General features: G+C 69.1%; 19 protein-coding genes. 5 read left to right on the top strand and 14 right to left on the bottom strand.

Features of this window, described 5'->3' with window-relative positions:
* Positions 1-41 precede the first annotated feature (41 nt).
* The 14 genes from ABAZ39_RS10520 to ABAZ39_RS10455 form a co-directional block, all read right to left on the bottom strand.
* Entirely contained in the window at positions 42-2,360 is a 2,319-nt protein-coding gene (locus tag ABAZ39_RS10520) for an MMPL family transporter (RefSeq protein ID WP_038529203.1), read from the bottom strand.
* Positions 2,357-2,974 (bottom strand): LolA family protein, encoded by a 618-nt coding sequence (locus ABAZ39_RS10515; RefSeq protein ID WP_038529201.1) that lies wholly within the window; start codon positions 2,972-2,974, stop codon positions 2,357-2,359. The genes ABAZ39_RS10520 and ABAZ39_RS10515 overlap by 4 nt, the downstream gene beginning before the upstream one ends.
* Positions 2,971-3,378, bottom strand: a complete 408-nt coding sequence (locus ABAZ39_RS10510) for an acyl-CoA thioesterase (protein ID WP_038529199.1) — start codon at positions 3,376-3,378, stop codon at positions 2,971-2,973. The genes ABAZ39_RS10515 and ABAZ39_RS10510 overlap by 4 nt, the downstream gene beginning before the upstream one ends.
* Entirely contained in the window at positions 3,375-5,078 is a 1,704-nt protein-coding gene (locus ABAZ39_RS10505) for an ApeI family dehydratase (protein WP_051657938.1), read from the bottom strand. Before ABAZ39_RS10505 ends, ABAZ39_RS10510 begins: the two co-directional genes overlap by 4 nt.
* Positions 5,075-5,656, bottom strand: a complete 582-nt coding sequence (locus ABAZ39_RS10500; protein ID WP_051657937.1) for a COG4648 family protein — start codon at positions 5,654-5,656, stop codon at positions 5,075-5,077. Before ABAZ39_RS10500 ends, ABAZ39_RS10505 begins: the two co-directional genes overlap by 4 nt.
* A complete protein-coding gene (locus tag ABAZ39_RS10495; RefSeq protein ID WP_014239597.1) occupies positions 5,637-5,885 on the bottom strand; it encodes an acyl carrier protein in 249 nt (82 codons plus the stop codon). Before ABAZ39_RS10495 ends, ABAZ39_RS10500 begins: the two co-directional genes overlap by 20 nt.
* 5 nt (positions 5,886-5,890) lie before the next feature.
* Positions 5,891-6,151: a phosphopantetheine-binding protein gene (locus ABAZ39_RS10490; RefSeq protein ID WP_014239598.1), complete on the bottom strand. Its 261-nt coding sequence runs from the start codon at positions 6,149-6,151 to the stop codon at positions 5,891-5,893.
* Entirely contained in the window at positions 6,138-6,920 is a 783-nt protein-coding gene (locus tag ABAZ39_RS10485; protein WP_038529197.1) for a lysophospholipid acyltransferase family protein, read from the bottom strand. The genes ABAZ39_RS10490 and ABAZ39_RS10485 overlap by 14 nt, the downstream gene beginning before the upstream one ends.
* Positions 6,910-7,641, bottom strand: a complete 732-nt coding sequence (locus ABAZ39_RS10480; protein WP_081862953.1) for a beta-ketoacyl synthase chain length factor — start codon at positions 7,639-7,641, stop codon at positions 6,910-6,912. The genes ABAZ39_RS10485 and ABAZ39_RS10480 overlap by 11 nt, the downstream gene beginning before the upstream one ends.
* Before the next feature lie 14 nt (positions 7,642-7,655).
* Entirely contained in the window at positions 7,656-8,063 is a 408-nt protein-coding gene (locus ABAZ39_RS10475; RefSeq protein ID WP_038529195.1) for a hypothetical protein, read from the bottom strand.
* A 78-nt stretch (positions 8,064-8,141) separates the two neighbouring features.
* Positions 8,142-9,248: an alpha/beta fold hydrolase gene (locus ABAZ39_RS10470; RefSeq protein WP_051657935.1), complete on the bottom strand. Its 1,107-nt coding sequence runs from the start codon at positions 9,246-9,248 to the stop codon at positions 8,142-8,144.
* A 66-nt stretch (positions 9,249-9,314) separates the two neighbouring features.
* Positions 9,315-9,761, bottom strand: a complete 447-nt coding sequence (locus ABAZ39_RS10465; protein WP_081862952.1) for an excinuclease ABC subunit A — start codon at positions 9,759-9,761, stop codon at positions 9,315-9,317.
* A 432-nt stretch (positions 9,762-10,193) separates the two neighbouring features.
* Positions 10,194-11,219 (bottom strand): aldo/keto reductase, encoded by a 1,026-nt coding sequence (locus ABAZ39_RS10460; RefSeq protein ID WP_038529193.1) that lies wholly within the window; start codon positions 11,217-11,219, stop codon positions 10,194-10,196.
* Between the two features lie 349 nt (positions 11,220-11,568).
* Positions 11,569-13,377 (bottom strand): ABC transporter ATP-binding protein, encoded by a 1,809-nt coding sequence (locus tag ABAZ39_RS10455; RefSeq protein WP_038529191.1) that lies wholly within the window; start codon positions 13,375-13,377, stop codon positions 11,569-11,571.
* Between the two features lie 896 nt (positions 13,378-14,273).
* Here ABAZ39_RS10455 and ABAZ39_RS10450 point away from each other — a divergent pair.
* From ABAZ39_RS10450 to ABAZ39_RS10430, 5 genes are all read left to right on the top strand, one after another.
* Entirely contained in the window at positions 14,274-16,208 is a 1,935-nt protein-coding gene (locus ABAZ39_RS10450) for a sigma-54-dependent Fis family transcriptional regulator (RefSeq protein WP_038529189.1), read from the top strand.
* A gap of 175 nt (positions 16,209-16,383) precedes the next feature.
* Positions 16,384-17,442, top strand: a complete 1,059-nt coding sequence (locus ABAZ39_RS10445; RefSeq protein WP_038529187.1) for an ATP-NAD kinase family protein — start codon at positions 16,384-16,386, stop codon at positions 17,440-17,442.
* A gap of 40 nt (positions 17,443-17,482) precedes the next feature.
* The gene (locus ABAZ39_RS10440) at positions 17,483-18,466 is read left to right on the top strand and encodes a thiamine pyrophosphate-dependent dehydrogenase E1 component subunit alpha (RefSeq protein ID WP_038529184.1); all 984 of its coding nucleotides are present in this window, start codon (positions 17,483-17,485) and stop codon (positions 18,464-18,466) included.
* Positions 18,467-18,507: 41 nt separating this feature from the next.
* The gene (locus tag ABAZ39_RS10435; protein ID WP_038529182.1) at positions 18,508-19,539 is read left to right on the top strand and encodes an alpha-ketoacid dehydrogenase subunit beta; all 1,032 of its coding nucleotides are present in this window, start codon (positions 18,508-18,510) and stop codon (positions 19,537-19,539) included.
* An 18-nt stretch (positions 19,540-19,557) separates the two neighbouring features.
* Positions 19,558-20,691: an acetoin dehydrogenase dihydrolipoyllysine-residue acetyltransferase subunit gene (locus ABAZ39_RS10430; RefSeq protein ID WP_038529180.1), complete on the top strand. Its 1,134-nt coding sequence runs from the start codon at positions 19,558-19,560 to the stop codon at positions 20,689-20,691.
* The last annotated feature ends 18 nt before the right edge of the window (positions 20,692-20,709 follow it).

Raw genomic sequence — 20,709 nt, 5'->3', positions numbered from 1 at the left:
GCGATTTCCCAGAAGCGAATCTGACGTAGAGCATACACCAATCAGAGTAGCCGCGCATTGTTTGTGGCTTCATTGTGGCGTGTGCCGCGCGCGGCCAGCGGTGCGAAAAGAAAGGCAATCGAGATTCCGACCAGCATGGTCACACCGAAGCTGTGCACCGCCGGAACGGCGCTGAATGCCAGAAGTCCGAAGGACAGCAGGGTCGTCAGCGTCGCCAGCCACACCGCCAGCATGGTCACCGGCTGCTGCTCCACGCCGCTCTCCGCGCAGAAGACGGCGTAGTCCACGCCGATGGAGAGGATCAGCACCAGCGCCATGGCATGGAAGAAGGTGAAGTCCTGCCCCATCAGCCCCACCACCGCGGGCGCCAGGATGAGCGCCGCCGCGGGTGGCAGCAGCGCCCACAGCCCCCCGCGCCAGCCGTAGCGCCACATCAGCACGGGCAGCATCAGCAGCCCCGCCAGCCCGGTCAGCAGCAGCGCGCGGTGCCGGTACTTGGCGAGCAGCGCCGAGAAGTCCGCCGTCGGATTGACCAGCCGGACGCCGGCCGTGCCGGCCACCGCGGCGCGCACGGCGTCCGGATCGCTCAGCCCCTGCAAGGCCACCACATGCAATCCCGGCCCAAGCACGAGCTCGCGCAGGAACGGCACGCTGTCCGCCGCCAGCGCGTCGTCGAGAGTCAGCACCCCCTCCGGCGCCTTGTTCGGCTCGGCCGGCGGCAGGCCGAGGCTGGCGCGCTGCGCCGCCAGCAGCGGACCGTCGAGCGTCGTGGCGACCAGCGCGCGGTTTTCCCGCTGCGTCCGGGCGGACGGCACGAAGGCGGCCGGCATCTGGTAGCCGGCGATGCTTCCCTTCGCCTTCAGCCCGGCCAGCGTGGCGGCGAGATCCTCCTGCCGCCGCAGCGCCGCCTCGTCGTCCGCGGCCTGCACCAGCAGGAACTGCGCGGCGGTGGTGGCGCCGATCAGCCGTTGGATCTCGTCCTGCTCGTGCCTCAGCTCCGCCGAGACCGCCTGCAACCGCCGGACGTCGTCGTCCGCCGACAGCCGCGCCAGCCCGACCGCTCCGGCCAGCACGCAGCCCAGCACGAGAACGAGGCGCACGCCACGCCAGCGCCGCTCCTCCCAGAAGCTCCACAGGCCCGCCGCGGCGCGCAGCATCAAGGCGCCGTGCGTCAGCCGCCGCGCCCGGTCGAGCGAGGGCAGCCACAGCACCACCGTCAGGAAGGCGCCCACCAGCCCGATGATCGAGAAGGCGGCGATCTGCCGGAGCCCCGGAAAGGGCGCCAGCATCAGCGCCGCGTAGCCGATCAACGTGGTGACCAGCCCCAGCGCGATGCCCGGCAGAACGTGGCGCAGCCGGTCGCTCGGGCTCCCCGACAAGGGGTCGAACAGGCTGGCGCTGTAATGCAGGCTGTAGTCCACCGCCACGCCGATCAGGCTGGACCCGAACAGCAGCGCCGCCACATGCAACTCGCCAAACAGCAGCAGACTGCCGCTCAGCCCGACCGTCATCCCGACGCCCAGGGCCAGCAGATTGTGCAGCAGCGGCCCCGGCCGGCGGAACGCCAGCCCCACCAGCAGCATGGTGCCGACCAGCGACAGCGTGCCGAGCGTGGACGCCTCGGTGATCGCGGTCTTGGAGCCGGCGTGCGCGAAGAACACGGCGCCCAGCCGTTTCACCGTGACGTCCGGCATGTCCCGAACGGCGGCGTCGAAAGCGCCAACCAGCCGGTCCTGCAAGTCCAGCTCGAACGGTTCGCCGGCGAGCACGGCGCTGACCAGCACCCAGGTCGTGCCGTTCTCGGTGACGCTGAGCATGCCCTCGTCGGGGGTGAGGCGCGACAGCGGGAAGGGCAGGTTGGTCAGGAAGGAGGGCAGCAGCAGGAACGGGTCGGTGCGCAGCAGCCCGGCATCGACGAGTCCGGCGAAGCCGAACGCCTGGGACAGCGCGCGGGTGGCGACCTCCTCCCCCTTGCCGGCCGCCAGGAGCGCCCGGTCGCCATCGCTGAGCAGGCTTTGGCGATGGGGGAAGTAGAGAGCCCCCAGCCGCTTCAGCCGGTCGACGTCGATGCCCTCGCCGATCCGTTCCACCTGCCCCGTGGCCAGAAGGGCGTCGCCAAGCGTCGTCGCCGCCTTGCGGGCGGTCTCGCGGTCGGCGTGCCCGACCAGCGCCAGCACCCGGCGACCCAGCGCCTTGGTCACCGCGTCGTTGGCGCGCTGCAGGACGGGGTCCTGCTCCTCGCGCGGCAGCAGGGCCAGCAGATCGGTGCGGAAGCCCAGCCCGTCGTGAAGGCGCAGCGCGAGATAGCCGCTGGCCAGCAGGACGAGCGCGAGCCAGAGCAGCGCCCCCAGCCGTCTCACGGACGGCCCGCCGAGGCCAGCAGCGCCGCCTCGTCCGCCGTCGGCGGCTCCGCCTTCAGGATCTGGTCGCGGAAGGTCAGGCGGTCGCGGTCGCCGTCGGGCTTGACGATCTCCACCTCATCCACGAAGCGCCCGCCGCGCACGTCGATGGCGCGGATCGGCATGGTCGGATCATCGGCCCGGCGCGGCGTCAGGTGGAGGGTCCAGGCGTCGGTGCCGCCCCCGCGCTCCACCGCGAACATGTCCTCCAGCGCCTTCCAGTCTCCGGTCAGCGCGCCGCCCAGCATGGTGTAGAGCTTCGACATGAAGGGCAGGCGCGCGGCGGGCAGGCGCATGGTCTCGTTGCCCTTCACCTCCTGCACAAGGCCGGCGGGGCTCATGACGGTGGTGACGGCGAAGGGGGTTTCGGTGCGCCAGATCAGCCCGCGGCCGGGCGCCAGGACGAAGCGGCCCTCGCTCTTCAGCGGCGCCTGGAAGCCCTTGAGGAAACGCTCCTGCACGAAGGCGCCGCGCAGTACCTGCCCCTCGCTCAGTGTTTCGGCGGCCAGCGTTTCGGCAACAAGCACCGGGAAGGCGGCCAGCAGCGCCAGGAGGAAGACGACGATGCGCGTCACAGCAGAGCCCTCACCTTGTCCGTGAACACCGCGGGGCATTCGAAGCACAGCTCCGCCCCGTCCTCCTTCACCGCAAGCTGCACGGTGCGCGCCTTGGTCAGCAATTCGCCGCTCGGCTCGTCGTGGATGCGGTAGTCGATGCGGATGCGGTTCTCGTACTCGACCAGAGTGGCGGTGATCCGGATCGACTGGCCGAAGCGGATCGGCCGCACGTACTTCACATGGAGGTCGACGATGGGGAACACGTATCCCGACGACGCCATCTCCGGATAATTGTAGCCGATGCGGTCGAGCAGCGCGCAGCGCGCCTGCTCCAGATACCGGGCGTAGTTGCCGTGCCAGACCACCTGCATGGGGTCCAGGTCGTAGAACTGCGCGCGGGTGCTGACCTCTGCCGAAATCATGGGGCGATCCCCTCCACGCCGATGGAGCCGGAGGACAGCGTCTCGTCCCCGCAGCGGTACTCGAAGGTCAGGCGCCGCCGTGCCGGGGCGTGGCGCAACGCCAGCGTCACCAGCGTGTCCGGAACGGTGACGCGCCGGAACTTCACCTGGAGCGACTGCGCCGCCTCGATCCCGAGGCCGAGATGCGTGTTGGCGAACGTCACCGCCCAATCGATCTGCGCCACGCCCGGCACGATCGGCATACCGGGGAAATGACCGTCGAGCTGCGCAAGGTCGCCGGGAATGAAGAGGTCCAGTTCCACCCCGTCGGCAAGCGGCCGGACGGCGCGAACGTCGGGAGCGGTCGGCCGATGTGTGGCGATCACAGGCATGACGATCTCAGGCAGGGCACTCTCCTCGAACAGGGCGGCGATGTCGGCATGCCGACGCTTGCCCAGCGCGCCATCCGGCAGACGGCTCACGAAGCGCCAGCGGCGCGGCAGGCCGGCGGGTTCCTGAACGGCGGACAATTCCCGGCGCAGCAGGCGGCCGAAGCGGAAGGCGCCGATGTCCGCCAAGCGCGCCGCACCCTCGGCGCTCGGCACCACGACGGCGCAGAGCTGTTCCAGCGTCAGCACGACGGCGTCGGCCACCAGGGGGGAGCGCCGCAGCTGCGCCTCCACCTCGGGCAGGCTGACGCGCTTGCCCTCCACCTTCGCGATCCGGTCGGCGCGGCCAAGGACGCGGAAGCCGCCGTCCTCGGCCATCTCCACGAGGTCCGAGCCGACATGCTTCCGGCCCTCGACATGCGTCGCGCCGACCCGCAGGCGACCGTCCGGGGTGCGTCCGGCGACGACGCCGGGCAGCGGGCGCCAGGACGGATCACCGGCCTCGCGGCGGCGGTGGGCGATGGCTCCGGTTTCGGTGCTGCCGAAGATCTCGGTGACCGGCGTGCCGAAGACGGCCGCCGCCTCCCGCGCAGCGGGCTCCGGGAGAGGGGCTCCGGCCGACAGCACCAGCGCCGGACGCCGCGACGGTGGCAGCGGCGCGATCCCAGCCAGCCGGGTCAGGTGCGCCGGGCTGGTGACCAGCACGGACCCAGCGTCGAGCGCGGCCAGCGCCGTCTCCCACAGCTCGTGCATGGCGCTGGCGAAGGGGCGGCCGGTGACCAGCGGCCACAGCAGGCGGAAGTTCAGACCGTAGACGTGCTGGTGGGGGACCGTGGCGTGCACGCGAGCGGTTGGCCCGGCGAGCCGCCCGAGCACGGCTTCGGTCGCCAGCGCTTCGGCCTCCAGCATGCCGAGGGTGCGAACCACCCGCTTCGGCTCGCCGGTCGAGCCGGAGGTGAAGAAGGTCAAGGGCGTCTCGGGGTCGAGCGGGGCGAACGCCATCCCCTCGCCACCCGGCCCCAGGTTGCCGCCGAGATCGCTGCCGAGATCGCCGCCGACCGGGATGGCCCCGTCCGCGGTCAGGGCGGCCAGCGTTCCCGGCTGGGCGTTGGGCGGTATCGTCACCTCGGCGCCGGCGTGCAGCAGCGCCAACAACCCCACCGCGCCCCAATAACCGTCCGCCGCCACCAGAAGCCCGCGCCGGCACCCCTTCAGCCGTGCCGCGTTGCCGGCCACGTCGACGCGGAAGCGGGCGAAGGTGACGCCGTCGGCAACCGGCGCGTCGTCCGGCCGCCCCACGGCGAGCAGACGGGACAGCGGAATGGCGGTCATGCCCCGGCGTGCCTCCGGCGCATGGAGCGGCGGACCAGGACTTCGCCGCCGAACAACAGGCCCATGACGATGTAGGCGATGAGGCCGGTCCACAGCGCCCACGCCTCGTCGCTGCCCCACAGGGCCAGCGCCCCGGCGACGGCGGCGTTCGACACCAGCCAGACGGTCCACACCACGGTGACGGTGCGGCAATAGGCCTGACCCGCCGGTGGCAGGTCGGGCTCCTGAAGACGGGCGAATCGCTCGACGAGGCTGGGCGGGCGCAACAGCGAGGCGCCGAACACCGCCGCGGTGCCGAGGCTGAGCGCGACCGGATAGGCCTTGGCCGCCAGCGCGCCATCGAGCGCGGCGAGCACGCCGACCAGGGCCGCCGCCGCCGCCAGCGGCAGGCGCCAGACCCGCGCCGCAGGCGAGGAGCACATGGCGAAGCGCGCGCCGATCAGCGCCAGGGCCACCGCCACGAAGGCCAGCGGCGGCACCAAAGCCCGCCCGCCATAGACCAGCACGGGATAGAGGGCCCCGGCGACGACCAGGGCCGCGACGCCGAACGGGGGCAGCCTATTCCTGGAGGAGGGCATGCACGCGGTCGAGAACATCGCCGACCGTACGGACGCTCTTGAACTCCTCGGGCTTGAACTTGCGGCCGGTCAGTTCCTGCAACTTCACCACGAGATCGACCGCGTCGATGCTGTCGAGGTCGAGATCCTCGAACAGTCGCGCCTCGCGGGAAATCTTCTCGGGCGGCACCTCGAACATGTCTTCGAGATAGCTTTGGAGGCGCGCGTAAATTTCATCCTGCGTCAGCATGGCCCTTACTCCGCACGCTGGGATTGAATAAAGCGGGCGAGAGAGCGCACGTTGGCGAAGTGCTGCTTCACGTCGTCGGTCACGGACTCGATCTTGATGCCGTAAGCCTTGCGCAGTGCGACGCCCAGTTCCAGTGCGTCGATGGAATCGAGGCCCAGCCCGTCGTTGAAGAGCGGTTCCTCGCTGTCAATCTCTTCTGGGGCAATGTCTTCCAGCTTGAGCGCGTCAACAATCAAGGTCTTCAACTCACGTTCAAGCTTTTCCATCGGCCAACCGTTCCGCAAAATAATCCTCCAAGCTGCGCACCAACTTTCTGGCCGCCAGCGAGCGGTACTGATAGCCGAGCAACCCGGTAACGTCCAGACGATCCCCTACCATGACGCGAAAAATCGGTCGGCGTGGCGGGATCATCCACCATTTTTCGCCCTTAATGAGCGTGGGCGGATTGCAGGTTATCGTGACCGGTTGCACCTCGGCTTCCAGCAGGGTCGCCAGATTGGCGAAGCCGCGGCGAAAGCGGACCGGCTCGCCGGGGACGGTGCGGGTGCCTTCGGGGAAGATGATGAGTCCGTCGCCGGCCTCCAGCGCGGCGCGGCAGGCGTCGAGCAGCGCCTCCGGGTCGAGGTCGTTGCGGATGTAGCCGGCGCCGCGCACCATGCCGCCCAGCCAGCGGCTCCCCCACAGTTCCTTCTTCACGATGCACTGGGCGCGCGGCATCAGCGCCATCAGAATCACCACGTCGAGCAGCGAGGGGTGGTTCGCCACCACCAGCTTGCCACGTCCGTCGCGCAGGCGCTCGGCGCCCTCAACCTTCAGGTCGATGACGCGCAGCACGCGCAGCATCCGGATGTAGAAGCGGAAGATCAGATGGACGAGGTGTTGGCAGCGCTGGCGCCGGACCGCGCCCGCCGGGCTGGTCAGCGCCACCAGCGGAAAGACGGTGGGCGCCAGGATCGCGCCGCCGCCGAACAGGAAGGCGAAGGCGAATCCGGTGGCCGCGCGCCGCCACAGCCTGTCCAGAAACCTAATCGGCACGGCGCCACACCCAGTCGAGCCGCGCCCCGCGCGAGGTTGCCCGGGGCGCTCCGGACAGCAGGAATCGCATGAAATCGAGCGCCGTGGACTCCGCGGCCGGCCCGCCGGCCGCCGGTGCACACTGCAGCGCAAGCCCTTCGCCCTCACCATCCGCGGGGCCGAGCGCCAGGGCGACCACCAGGGGCAGGGCTTCGTCGGCTGCGGTGCGGAACGGCGCGTACTCGTCAGGCATCGGCGCGTCGGTGTAGAGCAGCAGCACCGGCTCCGACGGGGTTTCGGCCAGGCTGGCGGCGGCTTCCAGGAGCCCGAAGCCGAAGCTGTCGGGACCGGCGGCCAGCGCCGTGTGGCCGCGGCGGTTGCCGGTATGGATGGACAACAACCCGGCCAGACCGTGATGCACGGACAGGCTGAATTCGGCCGGCGATGGCAATTCGCCCTGCCGCAGCGAGTCGATGATGCCGACGGTCCGCGCCAGCTCCCCATGGCCGGAAGCGAGGACGTAGCGCGCCGTGTGCGCCGCGTCGCCGCAGGCCAGCGCGGCGGCGATCAGCTTCTGTCCGATGGGCGAGGCACGACGGCGCAGCATCATGGGAAGCGCCGGCAGCGGGCCATCGTCGGGCATGGCGGGCGCGCCCGCCCAGTCCCGCCACGCGGCCCGGGTGCTGCGGTCCGGTGCCCAGGCACACCAGCCGCGGATGGCGACACGCAGGGTTTCAGTCATGATGCGGGCCGGACTCAGTGTTTGGCTTGGCGCAGGCGCCGTTCGATCTCGTCTTGCAACGCGCGCACCAACTTGTTGTAAGCCTGATGAACGGTTTCACCATGCTCCCGCAGGTTGGTCGTGGACACATGATCGATGGTGTAACTTTCCTGCGAATACCGGATTTCGACGACCGCCTCGTGGTCCTTCCACGCCTTCGTCGCCAGAATCTCACCGGGCGCCTTCCACTCCGCGGTCCAGCCGCGGTCGGTCGCCGCCTCCATGATCGTCCGTTGGAGCGCGGCGGCGGGCAGGTCGCGCGATGCCGCCGGAATGGGCTGGTCGGTTACCCTGTAGATGGGTTGCCGACGGCTGCAGCCGCCGAGCACGGCGACCGTCGCGAGAATTAGGAAAAGCGCGCGGATACCGGTCTTCAAAGTCATGTCCTGCCGTTTCCGGACGCCATGGGGGCGAATCGGGACCCTATCATGACAGGGTCACGTTGTGGATAGAGGGGTGCATCAATTTTGCGGTGCGGTGGCCGGCGTGGGCAGGCGGTTGCCGGTCTTGCCGTCGATGGCCGGCTTGGGAGGGCGTGGGGCGGCCACCGCCCGGGGCGGGGGGCAGCCGCGGTGCGGTCTGGTCATCAGGGCCGGGCATGCCTGGGCGCGCGCGTCGGCACCGCTTGGCAGGGCGCGCCGTGTGTCGGACACCCATGAGGCCACGTCCTGCGTCACCCGGTCGCCGTCCAGCGTGCGCATCAGCAGGTGCCGCCCTTTCGGATAGAGCGCGATGCGCGTGTCCGGCGGCAGAGACCTGGCCAATGCCGCCACCCCGTCGCGCGGCACATGCACATCCAGGTCGCCCAGCATCAGCAGCACCGGAACGTCCACCTTGCGCGCCTCGAAACGGGCGTCGTGCATCAGGTCCACGATGCCGGCCAGCGTCTGGAAGCGCGTCCGATGGATGATCAGAGGGTCCTCGCGCATGCGCCGCAAAACCACCGGATCGTCGGTGGAGGGGGTGGCCACCCGAAGCGGCGGCACCGTCATGTCCGGCACCAGCGAACCGAGGATCATGGCCGCATCCAGCGTCACCGTCGCCCGAAAGCCGGTGCCCCAGACCGCCGGAGCGGACAGCACGATGCCGGACAGCAGTCCCCGCTCCGCCCGCGCCGCCGCCAGAACGACGACCGCACCGCCCATGCTTTCGCCCAGCAGATAGACGGGCACGCCGGGATGGCTTTCGCGCGCCAGCCTGGACAGCGCGACGACATCCTCGGCCATGCGTTCTCCGCCGTACCAATGACCGCGCTCCATGGCCTTTCCGAAGCCACGCTGGTCGATGGCGTAGGTGGCGATGCCCGCCTGCGCCCACAGCCGCGCCGGCCGGTCGAACGCGAGGCCGTAATCGTTCATGCCGTGGACGGCGACGATCACCGCGCGCAACGCGCTCTCCGCCTGCCAGGTGTGAAGCGGTATCGGCGCGCCGTCATTCGCGATCATCGCCCCGTCCGTCAGCACCGGAGTGGCGGTCACGGCCGGCGGTGGGGGCGGCGGATCGGCGGTGCAGGCGCCGGTCAGCGCCGTCGCTGCAAAGGCCGCCGCCAGCAACAGCCGACGCCGCATCGCTCACTCCTCGTCTTCCGTATCCGTCCAGGCATCGCTGCGGCCGCAAGGCCCATGCCGGCCGCTCTACTTGGCGCCCAGTTTGACCACGGTTCCCTTGAGAGCCACGCCTGCCATGATGTTGCCAGCGCCGCACATGTATTCCGTGTTGCTGTTCGTCTCCGTGTTCTTGTAATTGCTTTTGATGTTGATCACCGCATCACCGCCCTGTTTGCGGGCGCGCTCCTGCAGTTCCAGAACGGCGCTGAGGAAGACCCACTCGCAGGCTTCCTGATCGGACTTGTTGAAGGCGTTGGTCTTCTTGTTGGTCGCCCATTCGCCGAGGTTGGCAACGGGCTTCGGGTGCTTCTGCTCACCGAAATAGAGCTTCACGCCCCTGTCCAACTTCTCCTGAGCGGCGGCTGTGCCGAGGGCAGCCCCCACCGGGAACATGAGGCGCTCATCGCGGGCCAGTGCCGGAAAACTGGCAGTGACGATTGTGGCAATCAGCGTTAATGCGGCGGTGCAGTTCACAAATCCTCTCAGGGTAGGAGCTTTTCATGGGCGTTCCATCTTAGGAAGAGCCGCGGGCTATGCAACCGCTTTCAAAGGGTTCCGGTTGGCAAGCGCACCGGCCTGGGCCACGTGCCGCAACCCATGCGACGAAACCAAGCGGATTCGAACGGTCGTCCCAGCAGCCTGACGAGGGGGGATGATGAGGAAGCCGAGGCGGCGATCAGGTCTTCCCGGATCGCCCCCGGGGATCCCCCTCCGTGAGTCGACTGTCAGGCCACAGAGAGACCGACCTGATTCTGGCGCTTCCACGGCAAGATCGATCCGGCTCAGGTCTTCGCCTTATGCGCAAACGCCTCAGGGGCCGTTGCCGGGTGGTTCAAGCTGCCGCAAAGGCGCTGGGTCGTTCGAAACGGCCCTTTCGGGAATGGGGCACGGTGCTCCGGCGTGGCCTTAAGGTCCGGCCGGAGAGGTGGCTCGCACGGGACGCCCTTCGATGGGGTAGGCGGGGTCGTTGTAGCCTGGAGACGAGGGATGTCCGGTCGTCACCAGCCGGTCGATCAGCGCCTCGTCCTCGGCGGTGAAGGCGTAATCCAGCGCGCCGAGGTACGCGCGCCATTGCTCTTCCGTGCGCGGCCCGGCGATCGGAGCGGTCACAAGGCGGTTGTTGAGCACCCAGGCAACGGCGAATTGTCCCGGCGTGATGCCGCGCGATTCGGCATGGCTCTTGATCTCCTGGGCGATGTCCAGGCTTTCCGGGCGCCATTCCGTGTTCATCATGCGCCGGTCCTTGCGGCCGGCGCGGGTGTCGGCGGATGGTTCATCCCCGGGGCGATATTTGCCGGTGAGCACGCCGCGGGCGAGCGGGCTGTAGGGGACCACGCCCAGGCCATAGTGGCCGCAGGCGGGCAGGATCTCGACCTCCGGCATGCGGTTGAGGGCGTTGTAGTAAGGCTGGCAGGCCACCGGCCGGTCGATGCCAAGACGGTCGCACAGACGGCAGATCTCGGCGATGCGCCAGGACCGGAAGTTCGACACGCCGAAAGCGCGGATCTTGCCGCTGCGGATCAGGTCGCCCAGCGCGGCAACGGTCTCCTCCAGCGGCGTGTCGGGGTCCTCACGGTGCAGGTAGTAGAGATCGATCCAATCCGTGCCCAGGCGCCGAAGGCTCGCGTCGCACGCCACGTGCAGCCGGCGCCGCGAGAGGCCCCGCTGGTTCGGGCCCGGTCCCGTGGGATTGCCGACCTTGGTCGCCACCACCCAGCGCTCGCGGTCGCCCTTCACGGCGCGGCCGACGATTTCCTCCGACCGGCCTTCGTTGTAGACGTCGGCGCTGTCGATGAAGTTGATGCCGGCCTCCGCGGCTTCCGCGACGATGCGCACAGCCGTCGGTTCGTCGGTGGGGCCGCCGAACATCATGGTGCCAAGGCACAGCGGCGACACCTTCACGCCACTGCGGCCGAGCTTGCGGTAGTCCATCGTTGCCACCCTCCCGTTGTGCTGTCTTGGCCGGCCCGGCCCGCCATCGCGGCTGTGGATGATGCGCGTTGCCCTGGAAATGGCTTGCCGAGACGATGACGGAGTCCAAAGCCCACGTTCGGTGGAACGATCGTTCCGCGCCAGCCGGGCTCCGTTGAGATCGAACCACACATGACAGGCCGGAGCCAGCGTCGAAGAGAGGGGCGCCGCCGAGGAAAGGCGGAGGCGATCCGCCCCTCATCGGCGGCCGGCGATCCGGTTGGTGATAAAACCGCGCACCACGACATTCCCGGCGGTCACGGGCTGCAATGTTCGCGTCGAGGCTGCGGCACGATCGAACGCTCCTCTTTCAGCCGCTGATCCGACGGTTGGTCTCCGGTGCCGACTGCTGCTCGAACAGGCGGCGGTAGAGACCGGACGGACGGTGCAGCAGGGCGGCGTGGGTTCCCTCCTCGACGATATGGCCCTGGTGGAAGACCAGGATGCGGTCCAGGCTGCGCACGGTGGACAGGCGGTGGGCGATGACGAGGGCCGTGCGACCCTGCATCAGGCGTTCCATCGCCTCCTGGATCAGCGCCTCCGACTCCGAATCCAGGCTGGAGGTCGCCTCGTCGAGGATCAGGACCGGCGCGTCGGCCAGGAAGGCGCGGGCCAGCGCCACCCGCTGGCGCTCGCCGCCGGACAGCTTGACGCCGCGCTCGCCGACCAGCGTCGCGTAGCCCTTGGGCAGGCGCGCGATGAAGTCATGCGCGTTGGCCAGCCGCGCCGCCCGTTCGATCTCCGCCGCGGTCGCGCCGGGGCGGCCGTAGGCGATGTTCTCCGCAAGCGAGCGGTGGAACAGGATCGGCTCCTGCGGGACGATGGCGATCTGCGAGCGCAGCGAGGTCTGCGTCGCCCTGGCCACGTCCTGCCCGTCGATCCGGACGCACCCCCCGGTCACGTCGTACAGCCGCTGGATCAGCTTCACGAACGTTGTCTTGCCCGAGCCCGACGGCCCGACCAGCCCGACCCGCTCGCCGGCCCGGATCGTCACCGACAGGTCGCGGTAGAGCGGCGTCGTGTGGCCGCCATACCGGAAGGTGACGCGGTCGAAGCGCACCTCGCCAGCCGTGATGCGCAGGGGCACGGCGTCCGGCCGGTCCTCCACCCCCAGCGGTTCGGCGTGGATGGCCACCAACTCCTCCATCTCGTTGATCGAGCGCTGGAGATGGTTGATGTGCATGCCGATGTCGCGCAGATAGCCATGGACGACGAAATAGGTGGTCAGCACATAGGCGACGTCGCCGGGCGTCGCCTGCCCCCGCCACCACAGCCACAGGGCGGTCGCCACCACGCCGCTGCGGATCATCAGCAGGATGACGAGCTGGGCCGTGCTGTGGCGGGTGTGGCGGGTCCAGGTGCGGCTGGTCCGGCGGCTCCATTTCCCGACGATCTGGGCCAGCCGCTCGTCCTCGCGCGGCTCGGCGCCGAACGCCTTCACCACCGCGTTGCAGCCGATGGCGTCGGCCAGCGTGCCGCCGAGCCGCGTGTCCCAGGCGTTGGACAGCCGCGCCGCCGGGGCGATGTAAAGCGTCGCGAAGAGCACGGTCAACCCGATGTAGACCGCCGTCCCCAGCGCGATGACGAGCCCCATCACCGGCCATTGCAGACCGAGCAGCAGCATCGTTCCGGCCAGCACGACCAGCGACGGCCACAGCGCCAGCAGCAGCGTGTCGTTCAGTGTGTCGAGCGCCCACATGCCGCGCGTGATCTTGCGGACGATGGAGCCGGCGAAGCTGTTGGCGTGCCAGTCGGTTGAGAAGCGTTGGACGCGATGGAAGCTGTCCTGGCCGACGTCGGCCATGATGCGCAACGTCAACGGGATGACGCCGCTCCAGGCGAGGTGGCGCAGCACGACCATTCCGGCGCCGAGCCCGACCATGGCGGCAAAGGCGCCGACGGCGGCGTCGCGCGCCGTCTCGCGGTCGTCCGGCAGCAGAGCCAGCGCGTCGACCAGACGGCCGGCGAACAGCGGCATGAAGACGTCGGCCAGCGTCGCGAGCGCGATGGTGCCGGCGATCCAGGCCACCAACGGCTTCCGGCGGCTCCAGTGACGGAAGGTGAAGGCGAGAACGGCGCGGATTGCGTCCGTCCGGCCGGTGCGTTTCAAAACAGCCATGACTCCGTTCGGCGCGGGAACGCGCCGTCTCCACGGCGGACGGCCCAAGACGCGGCCATGGCTGTGGCGCGATCAGGGCCGGGCGGCGCCGTCCAATGAATGGGAATATCGATGACCGTTGCCGGGCTCAAAAAGCCCGCGGTCCACCCTTGCGGTTGGGCGACCTAACGGTTGACCGGTGCGGGAGATGTCAGCAGGCAGGTCGTACGCATGCAGCCTCCCAACTTGCAGAAAAAAACCGAATAGCCTAGATAGCAGGCTTCAAGGGATGCGCCAATACGCCTTTTGTTATAGTTTGGTTGCGCCGTTGGAATGATCCTGCGGACCGCTTCGCAATTACGTGCGACCGTCGTGGAACCGTCCGCGGCCCGGTCGAGCAGTGAGAGCAGGAAGCGCGCGCGATTGCCGTTGTAGACCGCACCGCCGGCGTGCTGGTGTTACGCCTTCGCTGGCGACTTGCCGGAAGCGAGGTGGAGATCGTCACGGTCCATGGGCGCCGCTATCTGCTGACCGCCAAGCCGGATGCCTAGGTCACCGGCTGGCACCGTTACTTTGTCGCCGCTGGCGACCGTGTCGCCGCTGGCGGTTCGGGAGGACGCGGATTGCCCATGGACGCCCCGGACCGGGCGACCACGCGGCCAGCGGCGCGGCGGCAACCTCAGCCCAACGTGTCCCGGCGCGGCTCTTCAACGCCGCCTCGACGGTGCCTGGACAGAGGACCGTGGCCGAGCTGTCCTCGGCCGCCTGAACAGGGCCAGCCGGAGGCTCATTTCCGGGCCGCGGTGCAAGAGCCGGCAATACCATTGCACAAATTGCCGGTGCGACGGGGCGCTTGATATATTGCTCCGATTCGGCTGACCAGATCAGAGCGCTTGCGCTCCAGGGAGGATACGCTGATGGAGAACGCCAAAGCGGCGCACATCAACGAATTGGTCCGCGTCTCGGAAGGGATCGCGTCGAAGCGTGACGCCATCATCACCGAATCCTGGCGCCGGTGCGTGGCCGACCACAAGCTGGATCCAACCGTCCGGCGCGAGGCCTACATCCTGCCGCACGAGCGTCTGTGCCTGCACCGCGACGCGATGGACGAGTTCCTGCGCATGGCCCGCTTCGGGCTGGAGGCGCTGTATCATCAGGTGGCCGGCATGGGCTATGCCCTGCTGCTGACCGACAGCAACGGCGTCACCGTCGACTTCATCGGCGACCGGGCGTCGGACGACGACCTGCGCCGGACCGGCCTCTATCTCGGCGCGGACTGGAACGAGGGACGGGCCGGCACCTGCGCGGTCGGCACCTGCATCGCCACGGGCGAGGCGTTGACCGTCCACCAGACGGACCATTTCGACACGACCCACATTCCCCTTACCTGCACGGCGGCTCCGGTGTTTCACAGCGGCGGCGGGCTTGCGGCGGTGCTGGACATCTCCGCGCTCCGTTCGCCGGAGCCCAAGATCAGCCAGTATCTGGCCCTCCAACTGGTCAAGGCCTACACGCACAAGATCGAAAACGCCAACCTCTACAACAATTTCCGCCGGGAGTGGGTGGTCAAGCTCTCCGCCTCCCAGGAGTTCGCGGAAGTCGATCCGGACTTTGTGATCGCGCTGGACGGCGCCGGGCGGATCATCGGCTTCAATCACCGCGCGTGTCGATTGCTGGCCGGCGAGGGGGAGGACCGGGAGCAACTCATCGGACGATCCTTCTCCGACCTGTTCGACTGCCAGGTGGACGATCTGGTGCGGTTCGTGCGCTCTCTGCCCACCGATCAGCGCACCCTCCGCCTGCGGCGCAGCGGGACACCCCTGTTCGCGCAGGCGATGCCGCCGCCGGCCATCGCCGTCCCGCGCCCACGCAAAGGAGACGAGGGAAGCCTGCCCAAGCCGCTCCAGGCCATGTGCGGCGGTGATCCGGCGCTGAAAGCGGTGCTGACGCGCGCGGCGAAGCTGGTGAACACGCGGATGAGCCTGCTGATCCACGGCGAGACCGGCACCGGCAAGGAACACCTCGCCAAGGCCCTGCACCGGTCGAGCGTGCGCGCGGCCAAGCCCTTCGTCGCCGTGAACTGCGCCGCGCTGCCGGAGGCGCTGATCGAGAGCGAGCTGTTCGGTCATGAGCCCGGCTCCTTCACCGGAGCCACGTCGCGGGGCAAAAAGGGGCTGATCCTGGAGGCGGACGGCGGCACCCTGTTTCTGGACGAGATCGGCGACATGCCGCTGTCCTCGCAGACGCGCCTGCTGCGCGTCCTGGCGGAGCGGGAGGTCACCCCCATCGGCCGCACCAAGGCGGTGTCGGTGGACGTGCGCGTCATCGCCGCGACCCACCGCGATCTGGTCAAACTGATCAAGGCCGGGACGTTCCGCGACGACCTGTATTTCCGTCTCAACGGCGCGGTGTTCACCGTGCCGCCGCTGCGCCAGCGCGGCGACCTCGACTGGCTGATCGACCGGCTGCTGGCCGAGCGGACGGAGCGGGACGGCATCGGCTACGCCATCGCCGCTCCGGCGCTGGCGGCCCTGCGCGCCCACGGCTGGCCCGGCAACGTGCGCGAGCTGGTGAACGCGCTCGACTACGCCTGCGCCGTCTGCACCGACGGGCTGATCGAACTGATGGACATTCCCGACCCTGTGCAGCGCAGCGGCGTGTTCGAGGCGTGGCCGGCGGGCGCTCCGACGCCCGCCCCGGACAGCGCCGACCCCGCCGTCCGCCTGCGCGAGGTGCTGCGCCGCCTGCACTGGAACGTGTCGGCGGCGGCGCGGGACATGGGCGTGGACCGCTCGACCATCCACCGCCAGATGCGCCGTTTCGGCATCGTCCCGCCGCACCGGCTGGATTGAGGCATGCAACACCTGTTGCAACGCCCCTGCAACAGGTCATGCAACAGGTGAGGTGATCGCAACACCGCCACTCGTCGCGCAAACTGTTGCGGAACAACGATAGTCAGCTGCACGCACATTTGGCACGGCTCTTGCCACATCCCCCTTCAAAACATTGAAGCGAAGGGGAGGGGGCGTGGCACCGGTCATCGGCATCATTGCCAATCCAGTATCCGCACGCGACATCCGCCGGGTCGTCGCGAACGCGGCGAACCTCCAGATCACGGATCGCGCCAACATCGTCCTGCGCGTTCTGGCCGCGTTGCGCGCCTGTGGGGTCACCGACGTCCTGATGATGCCGGAAAATGGCGGCATCGGGCGTCATGTGGCGCGCGGGCTGTCGCGGGCGGCGGCGCACGGCGAGGCGTCCTATCCCGCCATTCACCCGCTGCCAATGCCGGTCACCGGCACCGTCGCCGACACCCATCGGGCGGCGGACGGGATGCGCCGGGCGGGAGTCGCCGCCATCGTCGTGCTGGGCGGCGACGGCACGCACCGCGCCGTGGTGGCGCACTGCGGGGCGGTGCCCGTGGCCGGCATCTCCACCGGCACCAACAACGCCTTTCCCGAACACCGCGAACCGACCATCACCGGGCTGGCGACCGGCTTGGCCGTGACCGGGCAGGTGCCCGCGGACATCGCCTTCGCGGCCAACAAGCGCATCGACGTGTCGCTCAACGGCCGGGTGGAGGAGATCGCGCTGGTCGATGTCGCCCTGGTGACCGAGCGCTACGTCGGGGCCCGCGCCCTGTGGAAGCCGGACAGCTTCCGCGAGCTGTTCGTCACCTTCGCCGACCCGGAGGTCATCGGCATGTCGGCCATCGCCGGCCTGCTGGAGCCCGTGACGCGGGAGGAGAGCGGCGGGCTGATGGTGCGTCTCGGCACACCGGCGTCCAACACGGCGGCGTCCGGCATGACGGTGCTACGCGCGCCCATCGCGCCGGGGCTGATGGCCTCGGTCGGCGTCGCTGATTGGCGCCGCATGCCGGCCGGCGTGCCCTTCGTGCCGGAGGTGAAGGCCGGCTCCATCGCGCTCGACGGCGAGCGGGAGATCGCGTTCTCGGCGCAAGACCGCGTGTCCCTGACGCTCCGGGACGACGCCTTCCGCACCGTGAACGTGGGCGGCTGCATGCAGCACGCCGCCCAATACAGGCTGCTGACCGGTGCCCCGGCGCCGGTCACGGCCGAGCTTTGAAGAACCCGCCTTTGAAAAACCTGACAGGGGAGAAACGTCCGTGACCAACAATCCTTATCCACTCGACAAAGCGGACCTGCTGCAAGCCTACCGGACCATGCGGACCATCCGCGAGTTCGAGGAACGTCTGCACATCGACTTCGCCAAGGGCGACATTCCAGGCTTCGTGCACCTCTACGCCGGCGAGGAGGCCTGCGCCACCGGCATCATGATGCACCTGAACGACAACGACCGCATCGCCTCGACCCATCGCGGCCACGGTCATTGCATCGCCAAGGGCGTCGATGTCCACGAGATGATGGCGGAGATCTACGGCCGTTCCACCGGCGCCTGCCGGGGCAAGGGCGGGTCGATGCACATCGCCGACCTGTCGAAGGGCATGATGGGCGCCAACGGCATTTTGGGCGCCGGCGCGCCGCTGATCTGCGGGGCGGCGCTGGCCGCCAAGTACCGGGGCGACGGCGGGGTCGGCATCACCTTCGTCGGCGACGGCGCGTCGAACCAGGGTACCTTCCTGGAGAGCATGAATCTCGCGGCGGTGTGGAACCTGCCGGTCGTCTTCGTGGTGGAGAACAACGGCTACGCCGAATCCACCGCCATGGAATGGGCGGTCTCCTGCGACAGCTACATCGACCGAGCCACCGGCTTCGGCCTGCCCGGCGTGACGGTGGACGGCACCGATTTCTTCGCGGTGCACGAGGCGGCCGGCGAAATCATCAGGCGCGCCCGCGAAGGCGGCGGCCCGGCGCTGCTGGAATGCAACATGGTCCGATTCTACGGCCATTTCGAAGGCGACGCCCAGACCTACCGCGCCAAGGGCGAGGTGGAGACCCTGCGCGCCAACCGCGACTGCATCAAGCTGCTCGCCCAGCGCCTGACCGAGACCGGCACCGTCGCCCCCGCCGAGCTGGAAACCATCGACCGCGAGGTGAACGCGCTGATCGAGGACGCCGTGCGCTGCGCCAAGGCGGCCCCGCTGCCCGTCGCCGCCGACCTGCTGAAAGACGTCTACGTCGCCTACTGAGCGGCCCACGCCAAAAAACGGCATTCACCGGAGGAAACACCATGTCCCGCAAAATCAGCATGAAGACGGCGATCAACGAGGCGTTGGACCTCGAAATGCGCCGCGACCCGACCGTCATCCTCATGGGCGAGGACATCGTCGGCGGCACCGGCGCGCCCGGCGAGGACGACGCCTGGGGCGGCGTGCTGGGCGTCACCAAGGGCCTGTTCGCCAAGCACGGCGACCGCCTGCTGGACACGCCCCTGTCGGAATCCGCCTACATCGGTGCGGCCATCGGCGCCGCCGCCTGCGGCATGCGCCCGGTCGCGGAGCTGATGTTCATGGACTTCATGGGTGTCTGCTTCGACCAGATATTCAATCAGGCGGCCAAGTTCCGCTACATGTTCGGGGGCAAGGCGGAGACGCCGGTGGTGATCCGCGGCATGGTCGGCGCGGGCTTCCGCGCGGCGGCCCAGCATTCGCAGATGCTCACCCCGCTGTTCACCCACATTCCGGGGCTGAAGGTCGTCTGCCCGTCGAACGCCTATGACGCCAAGGGCCTGCTGATCCAGTCGATCCGCGACAACGACCCGGTCATCTTCTGCGAGCACAAGAATCTCTACGGTCATGAGACCGAGGTGCCGGCGGAGTCCTACGCCATCCCCTTCGGCGAGGCGAACGTGCTCCGCGACGGCGATCACGTCACCATCGTCAGCTACGGCCTGACCGTCCACCGCGCCATGGAGGCGGCGGACGCGCTCGCCAAGGACAAGGTGGAGGCGGAGGTGATCGACCTGCGCACCCTGTCGCCCATCGACTGGGACACCATCATCGACAGCGTGGAGCGCACCGGCCGGCTGGTCGTGGTGGACGAGGCGCACCCGCGCTGCAACCTCGCCACCGACATTTCGGCCTTCGTGGCGCAGAACGCCTTCGGCGCGCTGAAGGCCGGCATCCAGATGGTCACGCCGCCGCACACGCCGGTGCCCTTCTCGCCCTCACTGGAGGACCTCTACATCCCCAGCGCCGAGGCCGTCGCCGCCGCCGTCCGCCGCACGATGGCCCCCTCGCCCCGCAGCACCCTCGCCGCCTGATTCCGGAGCCGCTTTTTCATGACCACTCCCAACGAGCGCATCAAGCCCATCGTCATGCCCAAGTGGGGCCTGTCCATGTCGGAGGGCAAGGTCACCGGCTGGCTGAAGCAGCCGGGGGCCACCGTCAACCTGGGCGACGACCTGCTGGAGGTCGAGACCGACAAGATCACCAACGTGGTCGAGGCCGGCGAGACCGGCGTCCTGCGCCGGGTGCTGGGCGAGCCCGGCACCGTCTACCCGGTGAAGGCGCTGATCGCCGTGCTGGCTGAACCCGACGTGCCGGACAGCGACATCGACGCCTTCATCGCCGGCTACGCCGTTCCTGCCGCCGACGGCGAGGAGGACGGGGCGGATGCCGGCCCGCGCTACGAGTTCGCCGAGACGGCGGCGGGCACCATCCGCTACGCAAGGCGCGGCGACGGGGCGACGACCGTGCTGCTGGTCCACGGCTTCGGCGGCGACCTCGACAACTGGCTGTTCACCATCGACGCCCTGGCGGAGGGCGCCACGGTCTACGCGCTGGATCTGCCGGGGCACGGCCAGTCCGCCAAGACGCTGCCCGACCCGACGCTGTCCGGCCTGTCGAAGGCGGTGCGGGACTTCATGGACGCGGTGGGCATCGGAGCCGCGCATCTGGTCGGCCATTCCATGGGCGGGGCGGTGTCCATGCGCACGGCGCTCGACGCGCCGGAGCGGGTGGCGTCGCTGTCGCTGATCTGCTCGGCCGGCCTGGGGCGGGAGATCAACCAGGACTACATCGCCGGCTTCATCGACGCGACCTCGCGCCGCGACCTGAAGCCGGTGCTGGAGACCCTGTTCGCCGACACCGGGCTCGTCAGCCGCCAGATGATCGACGACCTGCTGAAGTACAAGCGGCTGGACGGCGTGGACGGTGCGCTTCGGGCCATAGCGTCCTCAATGTTCGGGAACGGGGAGCAGACCGTCATTCTCGGTGAGACGGTCGGGGCCGCGAAGGTGCCGACGCTGGTCGTGTGGGGCGCGGAGGATCGCGTCATCCCGGCTGCCCACGCCACGGCGCTGGACTCCGCCGCACGGGTCGAGGTGGTCCCGAACGCCGGTCACATGGTGCAGATGGAGGCGGCCGGGACGGTCAATGCCCTCATCAAGGACCACGTCACGAAAAACGCCTGACCTTTCCACCCCTGCGGC

The sequence above is a fragment of the Azospirillum argentinense genome (assembly GCF_000632475.1).
Classification (GTDB): domain Bacteria; phylum Pseudomonadota; class Alphaproteobacteria; order Azospirillales; family Azospirillaceae; genus Azospirillum; species Azospirillum baldaniorum.
Note: the sequence above shows the minus strand (reverse complement) of the source record. Positions and strands in the feature narration are given on the sequence as shown.